Source organism: Brevundimonas sp. (genome assembly GCF_046299535.1).
Lineage (GTDB): Bacteria > Pseudomonadota > Alphaproteobacteria > Caulobacterales > Caulobacteraceae > Brevundimonas.
Window position 1 is genome coordinate 1 of sequence record NZ_JBKBIB010000008.1, and the last position, 14,967, is coordinate 14,967.

Here is a 14,967-nt window from a genome sequence, read left to right on the forward strand (position 1 = left end):
GGTTAAACGCCTGGTCCTGCCGCCGATCTCCACCCGCCGCGCGCCGGACGGAACCGCGAGTTCCAGCCCGTCCCATCCGGCCGCCACGCCGTCGACCAGCGTGCGCCCCGGCGCCGGGGCGTCCGACGGCCACGACAGGATGAAGCCGGCCGGGGGCGCCGCGTCTCCATCCAGCGTCAGGGTCCAGCCGGTCTGTGACGGCGTGAGGGCCCAGGTGATGGCGCCATACGGCGTGCGTAGATCACGGACTCCCACCCCCGCCGGATCGTCCAGCCAGCGGCCCGGCACGCCCGCCGCCAGCACCAGGGCCTCGCCCCGGTCGTGCACGAACAGGTCCAGCGCCGAGCGGATGTAGTCCGAACTGATCCAGGCGTGGGGCATGTCGCCGATGAAGCGCGGCTCGCGCTTGTCGCGCACCACCACCTCGGCCCAGCCGTTCCACGCCCGGGGCCGCACGTCCCCGAAGAAGAAGTCCAGCGCCGCCAGCGCCCGCTCCCGCTGGCCCAGCCGCACGAAGGCGCCGACGTTGCGCAGCTCGTAGGGGGTGTAGTCGTCCCAGTCGCGGCGGTTCTCGATCCGCTGCTCGAACTCGCTCCAGTAGCGCTCGAAGGTGCCGGCCAGCAGGACGGGGTCGAGCCGCGCCTGCTCACCGCCCGGCGACAGGCCGATGGTGGTGGAGGTGGGATCGAAGTCTCCCCGGTCCGCCGCCCCGGCGATGAAGTCGATGCCGTGATGCTCGGCCGTCGCGCGGATGGAGGCGTGCAGGTCCGCCGCGAACTCGTCCCGCGCCGCGGCGATGCGGGCCGCAGCCTCGGTCTCGCCCAGCGCCTCGGCGATGAACACCGCGTCCTTGTAGCCCAGCAGGCCCCAGAAATCGTCCCAGTAGGAATAGGCCGGCTGGTCCGAATAGCCCTCGTGGCTGATGGTGGGCGGCAACAGGCCGTACAGATGCCGCCGCTCCGGCGTCTGGTTCCGGGCCGTGCGCTCCGAGGCGCGCAGCTGGTCCATGTAGCCGATGGCGCCCTGCACCTGCGGCCACACCGACCGCAGCAGGTCGAGATCGCCGTTGTAGCGATACGTCTCGGCCGCCAGGAAGATGTACTCCCCATGGCTGTCGTTCTCGGGCACCGGGTCGGCGCCGCGCGCATCCACGCAGCACGGCACCTTGCCGTCGCTGAAGATGTAGGGGGTGAACCAGCGCAGATAGTCCGCCGACACATCGACCCAGCCCAGCCGGTTCAGCCCTTCGGCGATCATGGCCCCGTCGCGGATCCACGAGCGATTGTAGGATCGGGTGCCCGGCTTCAGGTTCGGCCCGTCCCGCGACATCAGGATGTGCGCCAGCGACGAGCGCATGACGTCGACGATGCGCTGGCCCTCGTCCGGCACGGTGATGTGGAACCGGTCCAGCTTCTCGCGCCAGACGGCGGCGGTGCGCTGCTCGACGCCGGCCAGCACCGCCTCGGGCGCGCCGGTCAGGGCGGGCAGGGCGCCTTCCAGCGGCGCGGCCCAGCCGACCACGCGGCGTTCGCCGGGCGCCAGGGTCACGCGCCATGTCATGGCGGCGGCGGCCAGGCCGGTATCGTCCTGAACCGAATGGGACGGCTCGCGGCCCGAGGCGATCAGGCTCTGCGGGTCCGATCCCGCATCGAAGGTCGAGGCCGTCACCGCGTCCGGCGCCGACAGGGGCGTCACGGCGAAGGCCTCGCCGAGGCGCAGGCGCCGTCCGTCCCAGTGGATGCGCTCGACGGGGCTTACCCCGCCCGGCGTGGACAGGAACTGCACCGGTCCGTTCACCTGCAGCGGCCGGGCGGCCAGCGCGAGAGTCAGGTCCAGCGTCCGGTTCGAGGTGTTGGTCAGCACATAGCGGCCATACAGGGCGGCCCGCTCCGGCTCGCCCTCGGCCATGGCGGTGACGTCCAGCGTCCAGTCCTCCGCCGCCCAGCGCACGGACGGAATGGGGAGGTCGTCGTCCCGCAGGCTCTGGGTCACGCCCACGTCGGCCCAGGTGACCAGCCGCCCGTTCTCCACCAGGAAGGGCTCCATCGACGGCCCGCCGCGGCCCAGCTCGATGGCGCCGTCCTCGCCCATCAGGCCGCTGTCGCCGCCGCCGTCCACGCCCACCAGGGTCCAGTAGGGTTGCTCGCCGTGGAAGCCGCGGGGATACAGGCCGCGCCGCGCCTCATCGGCCACCGCTGCGACGAAGGTGGTGGCGTCCTCGCCGAAGCTGAGGGGTTCGATCTCGATCTCGTTCAGGGCGTAGGCGTCGCCGGGGCCGTCCATCAGGTCCAGACGCAACCAGCGCGCGGCGGTCTCGGTCAGCATGATGGGGTCCGCCCCGCCGTTCCCCCCGGTCACCTCCCGCAGGCGGGTCCAGACCTGCCCGTCCGACGACGTCGACAGCGTGTAGCGGGTCGCCTGCTCGTCCTCGGCCCACCGCAGGGTCACGCCGCCGAACGCCCGCTCATAGCCCAGATCCAGCGTCAGGCTCTGGGCCCCGCCCGCCGCGCTGCGCCACGGGGTCTCGGGGTCGCCGTCCACCGCCTGTGCGGCGGCGAACACGCCGGCCTCGGAGGTGGCGGCGGCGAGGGGGCGGGGCGGCGACGACGGCTCTGGCGGCAGTTCGCGCAGGGTCAGTTGATCCACCTCGATGAAGCCCACGCCGCCTTCGCCCGCGGCGATGACGAACTCGATGCGCTCCGACCCGCGATAGACCGGGTCCGGGTTCGGCCCCCACGCCTTGACGATGTGACGGCGGCGGATGGTGACCAGGGTCCAGTCGTCGGGGGCCTCCCAGCGGGTGACCTGGCGCCAGTGCACATTGTCCACCGAGGCGTCGGTGAACTTGACCTCGAAGGTGTTGGCGGGTCCCGCGCCGCGCACCCAGAAGCTGATCTCGTAGTTGGCGGGCGGGTCGATGGTCAGGGGTCGTGCGGCGAAGGCGTAGCCCGACACATCGTTGAAGTCATAGTCCAGACGCAGGGCGCGCCCCTCGCGTCCCTCCACCTGACTGACCCTGGCGCTGATGTCGGTGGAGGCGTCCGCGCTCCAGACCGAGATGTCCTCGAAATCGTCCAGCACGATCTCCTGCGCCAGGGCGGCGGCGGGCAGGATCAGGACGAACAGGGCGATCAGCAGACGGGTCAGCATGGGTTACGCACTCACAAGGGATCAGCCCTTCACGCTGCCCGCGAGCATGCCGCGGATGTAGTAGCGTTGCAGGGCGAGGAAGAGGATCAGCACCGGCAGGACGGTGATGACCGATCCGGCCATCATCATCTCGATGTCCTGCACGTGCTCCCGCGACAGGGTCGCGAGGGCTACGGGCAGGGTGTAGTTCGACTGGTCGGTCAGGATGATCAGGGGCCACAGGAAGTCGTTCCAGGAGCCCACGAACACGAACAGGGCCAGAGTCACCAGAATGGGCTGCAGCGTCGGCAACACCACGCGGGTGAAGATCTGGCGCTCCGAGGCGCCGTCCACCCGCGCGGCTTCCAGCATCTCGTCGGGGATCGACAGGGCGTACTGGCGCACCAGAAACAGGCCGAAGATGGACGTCAGCCATGGCACCAGCGCCCCGGCGTAGGTGTTCACCAGACCCACCTGCTTGAGCATCAGGAACAGGGGCAGGGTGCCGATCTGGGCCGGGATCACCAGCGCGCCCACCAGCATCTGGAACAGCCGGTCGCGGCCGGTGAACCTCAGCTTGGCGAAGGCGTAGCCCGCCGGCACCGTGAACAGCAGGCACAGGCCCGTGGCCAGCCCGGCCAGCGCGAAGCTGTTCCACAGATACCGGCCCATGCCCTCGTTGGCGAACAGGTCGCGGTAGTGCTCGAAAGTGGGCCGGGACGGCAGCAGCGGCGGCGGGAAGGTCGCCGCCTCGCCCGCGCTCATGAACGAGACCGACACCATCCACGCCAGCGGGAACAGCACGATCAGGCCGATCAGGGCCACGGCGATGTTCAGCAGAATCTTGGGCAGGGCGTGCTTCATGTCTCGCTCCCCAGACGGCGCGAGACCCACAGCTGCACCAGGGTGATGGCGAAGATGCACAGGAACAGGATGAAGGCCACGGCGCTGGCGGAGCCCAGGTTCCACCATTTGAAGCCCTCTTCGTACATGAAGTAGAGCACCGTCACCGTGCTCTGGGCCGGCCCGCCCTGGGTCATCACATAGGGCTCTGCGAACAGCTGGAAGAAGGTGGCCACCGAGATGATGCTGACCAGCAGGACGGTCGGCGCGATGGCCGGCAGGGTCACGTGGCGGAACTGCTTGACCGGCCCGGCGCCGTCGATGCGGGCGGCTTCGTACAGCTCCTCCGGCACGGTCTGCAGCACGGCCAGGAAGATCAGCATGGAGTAGCCGAACAGCTTCCACACCGCGAAGATCAGGATGGCGGGGATGGCCGTTTCGGGCTGGCCCAGCCAGTCCACCGGCGGAATGCCGAACCCGTCCAGCACCCAGTTGATGACGCCGTAGCGGGTGTGCAGGAGGTAGCGCCACACCACCGCCGTGGCCACCAGGGTGGTCACATAGGGGGCGAAGAACGCGACCCGCCAGATGGGCCGCCACTTCACCATCTTCGAGTTCAGCAGCACCGCCGCCAGCAGCGAGGCGACGATGGTGGCCGGCACGCCCAGAACGGCGAACCAGGCGGTGTTGCGCATGGCTGTCCAGAACAGCGGATTGCCCAGCAGGCCCACGTAGTTGTCCAGCCCCACGAAGCGCATGTTGCGGATGTCAGCGAGGGCGTAGATGTCGAAATCGGTCAGGCTCAGCAGCAGGGCGCCGAACACCGGAATGACCAGAAACAGGCCCACCGCCGCCAGCGCGGGCGAGACGAAGCCCCAGGCCGCCCGTTCAGTCCGCGCCGCGCTCATACCGCCCGCCCCTGATCCAGCATCCAGCGCCGCTTCTCCAGCAGCCGGTCGGCGCGCCGGTCGATTTCCACGCCGGCCGTTTCAGGCGTGTATTCGCCGCGCACCATGCGCTCGGCCACCACCTGCATCTCGGTGACCACCCGCTCCCATTCCGGAGCCTTGGGCACGGGCACGGCGCGCTCCAGTTGACCCTCGAACGGCGCCAGCTTGTCGTCGCCGCGAATGCCCGCCACGTCCCAGGCGTCCACCTTGGCGGGCAGGTTGCCGGTCAGGGCGTTGAAGCGCGCCTGGGTGTCCACCTGCGACAAATACCGCACCAGCCGCCAGGCGGCCTCCTTGCGGGGCGAGCTGTCGAACACGATCAGGCTGGAGCCCCCCGGCGCCGAGGCGCCCGGCCCGTCCGGCCCCGGCACGCCGACGGTGGCCCAATTCGCCTGCATGGCGTCGGACAGGCGACGGCGGAAATCGCCCACGCTCCAGGGACCGGAGAAATAGAAACTGAAGAAACCGCGGCTGAACTCGTCCCAGACGTTGGAGATCTGCGTCGCCGACATGGTGGGCGCCAGACCCTCGTCGAACAGGCTCTTGTAGAAGGCCAGGGCCGAGACAAAGGCGGGGCTGGAGAAATTGCCCCGGCTGTCATTGTCGCGCAGCAGGGGCTCGCCGGTCTGCAGCCCGAAGGTCAGCAGCTGCTCGAACTCGTTCACCGGCATGAGGATGGCGTAGTTTCCGTCGCCGGCCGTGCGCTTCACGGCGTGCATGGCGCGCTTCCAGCCGGTCCAGTCCCGGGGCACGGCGTCATAGCCGGCGCGGGACAGAAGATCGGTGCGATAGAACACCAGCCGGGTGTCCACATACCAGGGCGCGCCCATCAGCCGACCACCGACGCGGTTGGTCTCCATGACGCTGTCGAAGCCGCCGGCCACGATGTCGTCGGCGTCGGCCGGCACCGGCGTGGCCGCGCCGATAGCGGTCATCTCGGCGATCCAGGTGTTGCCCACCTGGCTCACGTCCGGCAGGGAGTCCCCGGCATAGGCCGTCAGCAGCTTCTCGTGCGCGGCGGTCCAGGGCAGGGCCTGCACCGTCACCCGGACGTCCGGGTTCAGACGGTGGAATTCCTCCAGCAGGGCGGGGGTCGCCGCCCCCTCGTTGCCCATGGCCCACAGGCTCAGGCGCGTGACCCCGTCGTCCGGCCGCGCGCAGGCCCCCGCCGACGCGGCCAGACCCCCGGCCATCAGGCCGAGCGCCGCGCGTCGATGGAGGCCGGACCCGGTCATGCGCTCAGCCATCCTCCGGTGAACCCTGCCCGCTGGAGTCCCCGGCGCAGGTGCGGGTCGGTGCGCATCAGGCGCCAGACCAGATCGGACCTGTGGTTCTCGATCATGATGACGATGGGGCCCTGATCGATGCCCAGATACTCGTCCGCCACCCAGCCCCGCTCGGGGTCGACCGAGCCGTGAAGCAGGCGGTTCCCGCCCGTGTCGGTCAGGCTGGGGTTGAAGGCGTCAAGGAAGCCGTAGTCGGTGTAGATTTCGGGATAGCGCGCCTTGATGGCCTTGACGCAGGGGATGACGATTTCCGGCGCGAAGGCGATGGAGGCCGCCGCCGCTGTCGGGGCGATGGTGCCGTCGTCGCGCTCGCCCGGCCCGCGCGCGGAATAGCTGAAGAACTCTCGTTCGCTCCCGCGGATGTTCAGGAAGAAGTCCCCCGGTCCGTCACAGGCGGTCAGGCCCCAGACCTCGTCTGAATAGCCGGCCCAGCCGCCCGGATTCTCCCGCGCGTAGGCCTGCTGGGCGTAGGCGGCGCGCCGGCTGTTCTCGAAATAATCGAAGCCCTTCTCGCGCATGTACGGGTCAAGGATGCCGCGGAAATCCACCCACTTGTGGCTGTACTGGTGCCCGAACATGGGCGCGAAATGCAGGTGCGGCTGGCCCCAGCGGTCCGTCCAGCTGAGGGTGTCGTAGGTGGAACACCAGGTGGTCCAGGCTTCGGGGCCGACCGGATGGGTCGGGCTGCCAAGGGCCATCAGGATCACCAGCATGGCCTCGTTGTAGCCTTCCCACCGGTGCTCGATGAAGCCGGTCTCCGGATGCCAACCCATGGTGATGTAGGCGTCGCCGTAGGGCTGGGCCCAGGGCCATTCCACCCGCGCATAGACGGCCTCGGCCAACTGCCGGATCTCGGCTTCGTCGGGGTGGTCCTGATCGAAATAGCGGGCGGCGAACAGCATGCCGGCCACAAGCAGGGCCGTGTCCACGGTGGACAGCTCGGTGGTCCCGAAGCGGTGGCCGGTGTCCATCTCCAGGAAGTGGTAGAAGAAGCCCTTGTAGCCGGTGACGCCGCGCGCCTCGGGCCCCTGCGGCGCGTTGTAGAAGAAGCGCATGGTGTTCAGGGTCCGCTCGCGCCCCTGCTCGCGGGTGATCCAGCCGTTCTCGATGCCGATGGGCCAGCAGGTCAGGGCGTCGCCCACCGCGGCCACGGAGCAGAAGCTGAGGCTGGGCGCCCGGTCCGGGGTCAGGCCCGTGTCGTGGGGCGTGACGTCCCAGAACCAGCGGAAGGTGCGCTCCTGGAGTTCGGCGATCTCGGGATCGAGCCGGCCCGGCGCGGCGCCCGTGGCGCAGGCGCCCAGGGACGCCAAGGAGAGGCCGGCGGCGGCGGCGCATGAGGTCAGAAGAAAACGACGGCGGTCCATGGGGGAACCTCCCTACGCAATACTGTAACAAAAAAATCGGCCGCCCCCGGGGAGATTTGGGAGCGGCCGAGGCTCAGGAGAAAACCGTCACCAGCGGTAGCGCATGCCCACCTGGAAGCTGCGGGTGGGCAGCGACACGCTGTTCGGACGCCCGTATTCCGGCGAGTTGAAGTCCTGGTTGAAGCCCGAGTAGTTGCGGAAGCCGAATACGTTGATGGCGTCCACGTAGATCTGGGCCTGGTGGCCTTCGAACAGGTCGAAGTTCTTGGTCAGGCGCAGGTCCAGCTGGCGGTAGGCCCAAGCGTCCGGAATGATGAAGCTGAACTTCTCCGGACGGCCCTCGTTCCAGCAGATGTTGGGGCCGCCGGCCGGCGCGTCGGGGCAGTTGAAGATGGTGTAGGGCCGGCCCGATCCCAGCGTCAGGAAACCGGACAGCTGGAAATCCCAGGGCAGATCCACCAGGCCGCTGGCCGTGACCCGGTGCCGCTCGTCCGTGGGCGAGTAGAACGTCGGGGTAGTGTCGATCCAGTTGTAGTCGAAATCAAAATTGCCCAGGCCCTGATCGCGGCTGCCGTTCTGGGTGGCTTCTGACAGGGTGTAGTTGATCTGGAAGCCCCAGCCGTCGGTCCGGTTGTAGGGTTTCTCGGCCTGCAGGTGCAGGGCCGCATATTCCCGCTCGCGGTCATGGTTGGAGATGAAGATCAGATTGCGGAACTCGGGGAAGCCCACCGAGGCCGGCGTGGGGCCGCCGAAGCGGTTGCCGTCCGTGGCCGGGTTCCCGATGTACCATGAGAACTCGTTATCTGTGAACGCATACGCCAGGGTGGCCGACAGTTGCCAGTCGTTCCATTGCTGGCGAACACCCAGATTGAACTGGTCGGTACGCGGCGGCGGGGCGTCGTTTCGGATCAGGAACACCTCGCCGGCGCCGGGGGTGGCCGCCAGCAGCGGGTCCAGTCCTTCGGGCGTCAGATAGCTGGGATCCCACGCGACCGTGCCCGGCCGGGAGCCGTCGGCGGAGAACTGGATTTCAGTGATGAACTGGGTCGGCTTGAACCGCTCGTCGAACGGGAAGTTGAAACCGATGCGATCATAGTACCGCCCGGCGCCGCCGAAGATCACCGTGCTTTGATCGCCTAAGACATCAAAGGAAAACCCGATGCGTGGCTGGAAGGCCTTGGCGAAGGCATCGCGGCTTCCATCGGTGACATAATCGGCCGGGTTGAAGTACGTCGGGAAGCTGTAGTCGGGCAAGGCCTCCATGGCGGCCAGCATGTCCCGGATATTCTGGGGCGTGGTGTAGTCGTTGTTGACGGCGTTGTCCTCGTAGTCCCAGCGCAAGCCGAGGTTCAGTTCCAGACGCTCAGTGATGCGCCAGTCGTCCTGGATGTAGAGGCCGATGACCCGGTTCGACAAATCTGCAGGCGGCACCGCCGATCCGAAGGTCACCCTCACGGGGATGGCGTCCGAGCCATTGATCTCCGGGCGTCCTTCTATGTCGAAAAGAAACTGCGGGTTCCGGCCGAACTCCTTGTTCACGAAGTAGCTCTGGTCCGAGTACTTGAGGCCCATCTTTATGGTGTGTTCGCCATTCCACTCGATATTGGTGAACGTCAGGTCATTGCGGAATGTGATGCTTTCCTGCTCGGACGTCTGATCGTCACTGCGGCCGCCCAGAAAGAAGACAGTCGCTTCGCGCGAATTGACGTCAAACTGAAACCCGGGTGCGGTTTCGCTCGAATCCCGGAAGATCACGTACTCCTGTCCGAACGTGTCGAAATTCAGTGACGTCGGATTGTAGGTGTAGCTGAAATAATCCAGCGACATTTCATTGAGGAAGTTGTCGCCCTGATACTGATGCCGGAGCACGAGCGACCGGGTGTCGCTGTTGATCTGTCTGGCGCGTTCGGGGCCATTCTGCCCGCCCACGTCGCGGATGTCAGATTCTTCGCGCCATGTCCCGGTGAGTTCAATGCGGTTGCGGTCGTTGACCTGCCAGCTCAGCTTGCCAAAGAACAGGTCCTGTTCGAAGGGCGTGGCGAAGTTGCCGATCTGGTCGGCGAACCGGTCCGCATACTCCGGCCGCGTGATGAAGGTCTGGGCCGAACGCATCTCATCCTTGCGCTCATAGGACGCCAGGAAATGCAGGCGATCCCGGATGATCGGACCGGACAGGACGAAGCCATACTGTTCGCGGGTCAGTTCAGGCTGTTCCGCGCCGCGCAGCTCCGAGAAATAGTCCTGCTGGATCCAGTTCTCATTTTGATATGTGGCGAACACCTCCCCTTCGAACTCATTGGAGCCCGACCGGGTTACGGCGGTGATGATGGCCGAACCAGCCTGTTCATACTCGGCCTTGAAGTTCTGCGAGACGACGCGGAATTCCTGCACGGCGCCTTGCGGGAACGGATTGCCGCGGCTGTCGTCCTGACCGGCCACACCGCCGTCGACGATGGTGGATTTCTGGTTCTGGCCGTCGATGAAGACATTGATGGCGGAAGCGGGTTGGCCGCCGGCCGTGATGGTGCGCTCGGTCTCGCCTTCGGTTACGCGTACGCCGGGGGCCAGAGCCGCGAAGTTCAGGAAGTTGCGGCTGATCTGCGGGAGGGTATCGATCTGGGTCCGGCTGACGTTGGTGGCCACCTCGGAGGTGCGTGTATCAGCAAGCTGGCGAGCGACGATGATGACTTCGGCCACTTCCGTCGCACCCGGAGCAGCCTCGGCAACCGATCCGGTCGCGCTGGCCACGTCCACGTCCAGCGTGCCGGTCTGGCCTACGCCGATGCTGACGCTTTCGGTCGTGCTCTGGCCATCGGCCGTGGTTACCGTAACGGTGTAGGAGCCAGGACGCAGGCCCGACAGCACGTAGTTGCCAGCTGCGTTGGCTGTGGTTCTGGAGACGTAACCCGAGGCATTGTCACGCGCGATGATCTGGGCGCCGGCCTCCGCCTGGCCCTGGTCGCTGACATTGCCGCGAATGGTCGAGGTGGCGGTCTGCGCCATGGCGCCGCCCGCGAGCAGCAGTGAGGCCGCCAGGGCGGCGGCCGAGACGCCCATCAGGCCTCGGTGACGCTTGGTGTTCCGGATCATGATCTTAACCTCCCTGAGCGGGCACGGCCTTGACGCCGCATTCCCCGCTGTTGCTGCTGCTGGACTCGCGCACGACCAGTTCGGGTCGCACGATCTCGTGGGCCGGAGACGACTCTCCAGCGTCGCCGATGATGCTCACCAGTCGCTCCAGAGCGCGGCGGCCGGTTCCGGCGATGTCAATTCTCATGGTGGTCAGGGCGGGCCGCACCAGCGATGAAATCGGCACGTCGTCGAACCCGCCGACGGCCACGTCCTGCGGGCAGCGCAGCCCCGCTTCCTGGAGCGCCATGAGCACGCCGAGCGCCATCATGTCATTTCCCGCGAAAACGGCGTCAGGACGAGGGGTCATGGCCGCGATCGCGGCGCCGGCGCGATACCCGGATGCCTGATGGAAATCGCCGTCCAGCACCACGGGCTCGATTCCGGCCTCGGTCATGGCGGCCAGGTATCCGGTGCGCCGCGCCTCGGCCTCGAGGTTGCCGCCGGGACCGGCCACATGCGCTACGCGCCCGCGACCCTGGTCCAGCAGGTGACGGGTCATGGCCCGGGCGCCGCCATGATTGTCCACGGTGATGGACGGACGCTCCGCATCCCGCGCCCCGCCGTTCATCAGCAGCACGGGCAGCGACTTCGGCAGGCTGGCGGCCAGGGCCGCCGCGTCAAGATGGGGGGACAGGATGATCAGCCCGTCCACGCGTCCGCGCATGGACTTGATGGCGAAGGACGCCTCATCGGCGTCATCGTGGGAACTCGAGACGATCAGGTGCAGTCGCTTCTCGCGCGCGGCCAGATCCAGGCCCCTGATCAACTCCGAGAAGAACTCGCCGAACAGGTCCGGCAGGATCACCCCCACGGTGTCGGTGCGGCGGGTGATGAGGCTGCGGGCGCCGGAATGGGGGACGTAGGACAGGGCGTTGACCGCCTCGGTGACGCGACTGCGGGTATCCTCGGCGACCACGCCCTGGTCGTTCAGCACCCGTGACACCGAAGCCACGGATACGCCGGCGCGGGCGGCCACGTCCTTGATGGTCGCGGGCTTCACGGGCGCGACCCAAAGGCTGATTTGAGGGCTTTCGCCGTCATCCTGCTGCCGTCTCCCTGGCGTCTCGTTGAACCGTCCCGGCGGCCTTGACGGCGGTCCGGCGTTCAGCGTGTAATCGTTTACATGACACAGCCGTAATCGTTTAGGCAAGCGTTTGTCGAACGCCCGCACGTGAACGAACCGGCCACAGGGCAAGGGCAGGAAGACTCGCATGAACAGAAGCTACGAATTTCCCGAGGGTTTCCTGTGGGGCGCCGCCACCGCGGCCTATCAGATCGAAGGCTCGTCCATGGCCGACGGCGCCGGCGAGTCCATCTGGGACCGTTTCGTTCACACGCCCGGCATGATGAAGGACGGCGACACGGGTGAGGTGGCCTGCGACCACTACAACCGATGGCGCGAGGACATCGCCCTGATGACGCGTCTGAATCTGCAGGCCTATCGCTTCAGCGTCTCATGGAGCCGGGTGATGCCCGAGGGCCGAGGGCGCATCAACGAAGCGGGCCTGGACTTCTATGACCGGCTGGTGGACGGCCTGCTGGAGGCGGGGATCGAGCCGCTTTGCACCCTGTATCATTGGGACCTGCCCGCCGCCCTGGATGATCGCGGCGGCTGGCTGAACCCGGACATGGCCGACTGGTTCGCCGACTACGGCCAGGTCCTGTTCGAAAAGTTCAGGGGCCGCATAAAGACCTGGGGCACCATCAACGAGCCCTGGGTGATCGTGGACGGCGGCTATCTGCACGGCGCGCTGGCCCCGGGCCACCGCTCGGCCTTCGAGGCGGTCATCGCGGGCCATAACGTGCTGCGCGCCCACGGCGCCGCCGTGCGCCGTTTCCGCGAGGCGGGCGAGGGCCGGATCGGCATCGTCCTGAACATCGAGCCGAAATATCCGGCGAGCGACAGGCCGGAGGACGAGGCCGCCCGCCGCCGCGCCGAGGCCCAGATGAACCGCTGGTTCCTCGATCCCCTGATGGGGCGCGGCTATCCCGAGGAACTGAAGGACGTCTATGGCCGCGCCTGGCGCGAGTTCCCCCGGGAAGACTTCGACCTGATCGCCACGCCCACCGACTGGATGGGCCTGAACTGGTACACGCGCGCCGTGCCCGAGAACGATCCCTCCGCATGGCCCGTCCGTGCGCGGCCGGTGAAACAGGTCCGGCACGCCCACACGGAGACCGGATGGGAGGTCTATCCTCCCGCCCTGACCGACACCCTGGTCTGGCTGCACGAGCAGACGAACGGGCTGCCGCTGATGATCACCGAGAACGGCTCGGCCTGGTACGACCCGCCCCACGCCATCGACGGCCGCATCCACGATCCCATGCGGGTCGAGTATCTGAAAAACCACCTCAAGGCCGCCCATGACGCCATCGGCAAGGGCGTCAACCTGACCGGCTACATGGCCTGGTCGCTGCTGGACAACCTGGAATGGTCGCTGGGCTTCTCCAAGCGGTTCGGCATCACCCACGTGAACTACCAGACCCAGGAGCGGACCATAAAAGACTCAGGCCTGCTCTACGCCGAGATCATCCAGACCAACGGCAAGGTGCTGGATACGCTCTAGGCCTGGGTCAGGTCGCCCGCGCCCGTCTGGCTCCGCGCCACAGTGAAGCGCGCCGCATCGCGCACCTCGAAGGGCTTGGCCAGGATGGTCGACACCGCCTTCAGTTCGGCGGTGGCCTGATCGCGGGTCAGGGTCAGCAAAACGAAGCCCTTGGAGGACTGGTCGCAGAACACGACCTCCTCATTGGTCTGGGCCAGGGCCGGGCCCAGCGGCAGACCGGGGACCGCGTCGCCCACCGACGGGCTTGAGATGGCGCTGGTGCCGAACTCGACGCCGCGGCGTTCCCCGCCCGCATCCTTCAGCTCGTTGACCCAGAAGGCGTGACTGTCGCCGGCCAGGACGATGGGCGACACCCCCGCCTCGGCGAAGGCGGCGTACAGGCGCTCGCGCTCGGCGGGATAGCCGTCCCAGCTGTCCAGATTGAACGGCAAACCGAAGCGGAACAGCTGGATCGACTGCTGCACCTGGGCCCGGATGTCGTCCGGAAGTTGCGCCAGCAGACCCTCGATCATGGCCGGCGGCAGGGTGTCGGCGATATTGGGCCCGGCCACCCGGGCCATGACCACCTGGTTGCCTATGATCTGCCAGGGACGACCCGCCACACGGGACGCCTCCAGCTCGCCCTTCAGCCAGGCGATCTGGTCGTCGCCCATCAGAGCGCGCGCCGGGTCATTGCGGATGGCCTCGAACCCGGCCACGTCGGGGATCGGATTGCCCGCTGCGTCCGTGGTCATGGGCAGGTGGGTGGCGTAGCCGATGGGCTCGTCCCGCGCGGTCAGGCGGGTCTCGACCATTATCAGGGTCGCCAGGTCGCCGAAGTGGAAGGTGCGGTTGATCGCCTCCATCGACAGGCCGCCCTGCGGCTCGCGAATGGGCATCCATTCGTAATAGGCGCGCAGGGCCGCGGCCTTGCGCGCGCCGTAGTCGCCCTCGTCGCGAGGCTGGTGGTTCTGGGCGCCCTCGGTCCAGCTGTCGTTGGCGACCTCGTGGTCGTCCCAGACGCAGATGAAGGGCGCGCGCGCATGGGCGGCCTGCAGGTCGGCGTCGGTCTTGTACTGGGCGTGACGGCGGCGATAGTCGTCCAGGCTGACGATCTCGTGGGCCGGGTCGGGGACGCGGTTCAGCGCCGCCCCGGTGGCCATGCCGTAGTCGTCCGCCTCGGCGCCGTACTCATAGATGTAGTCGCCCAGGTGCACGACCGCGTCCAGGCGCTCCAGCCCGGCCATGGCCTCATAGGCGTTGAACAGGCCGCCGGGGTGCAGCTGGCACGACGCCACGGCCAGCACCACGTCCCCGGTTCCGCCCGCGGGCAGGGTGCGGGTGCGGCCCTCGGGCGAACGCACATCGCCCACCGCGAAGTCGAAGCGGTAGTCGGCGTCGGGCTGAAGACCGCCCACATCGACCTTGACCGTGTGGTCGCGCTCCGGGCCGGTCTCGACCACGCCGGAGGCGACGACCGTGTCGCCGTCCAGCGGCCGGATGCGCCAGTCCACCGAGACCGCCCCATCGGTGCGGTCCGGGCTCACCCGGGTCCACAGGATCACCCGGTCGCCCAGCGGATCGCCCGAGGCGACGCCGTGGCGGAATTCGACCGCCGCGGCGGCCTGGCGGGCCTGGGCGGAGGCGGCGGGGGCGGCGGCCCCCGCTCCGATCAGGCCCAGAACGCGGCGACGGTCGATGCGCATGACAGCGGCTC

At 67.8% G+C, this 14,967-nt stretch carries 9 protein-coding genes; 1 reads left to right on the forward strand and 8 read right to left on the reverse strand.

What is annotated here, in order from left to right; all coding sequences use genetic code 11:
• The 7 genes from ACK4FB_RS07610 to ACK4FB_RS07640 all read right to left on the reverse strand — a co-directional run.
• Window positions 1-3,150 (reverse strand): discoidin domain-containing protein (locus ACK4FB_RS07610; RefSeq protein WP_409750046.1); only part of this gene is annotated, 3,150 nt, incomplete at its 3' end.
• A gap of 21 nt (window positions 3,151-3,171) precedes the next feature.
• The gene (locus tag ACK4FB_RS07615; RefSeq protein ID WP_409750049.1) at window positions 3,172-3,993 is read right to left on the reverse strand and encodes a carbohydrate ABC transporter permease; all 822 of its coding nucleotides are present in this window, start codon (window positions 3,991-3,993) and stop codon (window positions 3,172-3,174) included.
• On the reverse strand, window positions 3,990-4,880 hold the full coding sequence (locus tag ACK4FB_RS07620) for a carbohydrate ABC transporter permease (RefSeq protein WP_409750050.1): 891 nt from the start codon (window positions 4,878-4,880) through the stop codon (window positions 3,990-3,992). Before ACK4FB_RS07620 ends, ACK4FB_RS07615 begins: the two co-directional genes overlap by 4 nt.
• Complete coding sequence (locus tag ACK4FB_RS07625; protein WP_409750053.1) at window positions 4,877-6,157, reverse strand: extracellular solute-binding protein; 1,281 nt, start codon at window positions 6,155-6,157, stop codon at window positions 4,877-4,879. The genes ACK4FB_RS07620 and ACK4FB_RS07625 overlap by 4 nt, the downstream gene beginning before the upstream one ends.
• Window positions 6,154-7,572 carry a glucoamylase family protein gene (locus tag ACK4FB_RS07630; protein WP_409750056.1) on the reverse strand — a complete coding sequence of 473 codons (1,419 nt, stop codon included), beginning with the start codon at window positions 7,570-7,572 and terminating at the stop codon, window positions 6,154-6,156. Before ACK4FB_RS07630 ends, ACK4FB_RS07625 begins: the two co-directional genes overlap by 4 nt.
• Window positions 7,573-7,659: 87 nt before the next feature.
• Window positions 7,660-10,662, reverse strand: coding sequence for a TonB-dependent receptor domain-containing protein (locus tag ACK4FB_RS07635; RefSeq protein ID WP_409750059.1), 3,003 nt, complete (start codon window positions 10,660-10,662; stop codon window positions 7,660-7,662).
• A gap of 4 nt (window positions 10,663-10,666) precedes the next feature.
• Window positions 10,667-11,704 (reverse strand): LacI family DNA-binding transcriptional regulator, encoded by a 1,038-nt coding sequence (locus ACK4FB_RS07640; RefSeq protein ID WP_409750063.1) that lies wholly within the window; start codon window positions 11,702-11,704, stop codon window positions 10,667-10,669.
• 211 nt (window positions 11,705-11,915) lie between these two features.
• Between ACK4FB_RS07640 and ACK4FB_RS07645 the strand changes: the two genes are divergently transcribed.
• Window positions 11,916-13,271, forward strand: coding sequence for a GH1 family beta-glucosidase (locus ACK4FB_RS07645; RefSeq protein ID WP_409750066.1), 1,356 nt, complete (start codon window positions 11,916-11,918; stop codon window positions 13,269-13,271).
• Here the strand turns inward: ACK4FB_RS07645 and ACK4FB_RS07650 are convergent.
• Window positions 13,268-14,956: an alkaline phosphatase D family protein gene (locus ACK4FB_RS07650; protein ID WP_409750069.1), complete on the reverse strand. Its 1,689-nt coding sequence runs from the start codon at window positions 14,954-14,956 to the stop codon at window positions 13,268-13,270. The two genes, ACK4FB_RS07645 and ACK4FB_RS07650, sit on opposite strands and share 4 nt — an antisense overlap.
• Window positions 14,957-14,967: the final 11 nt, after the last annotated feature.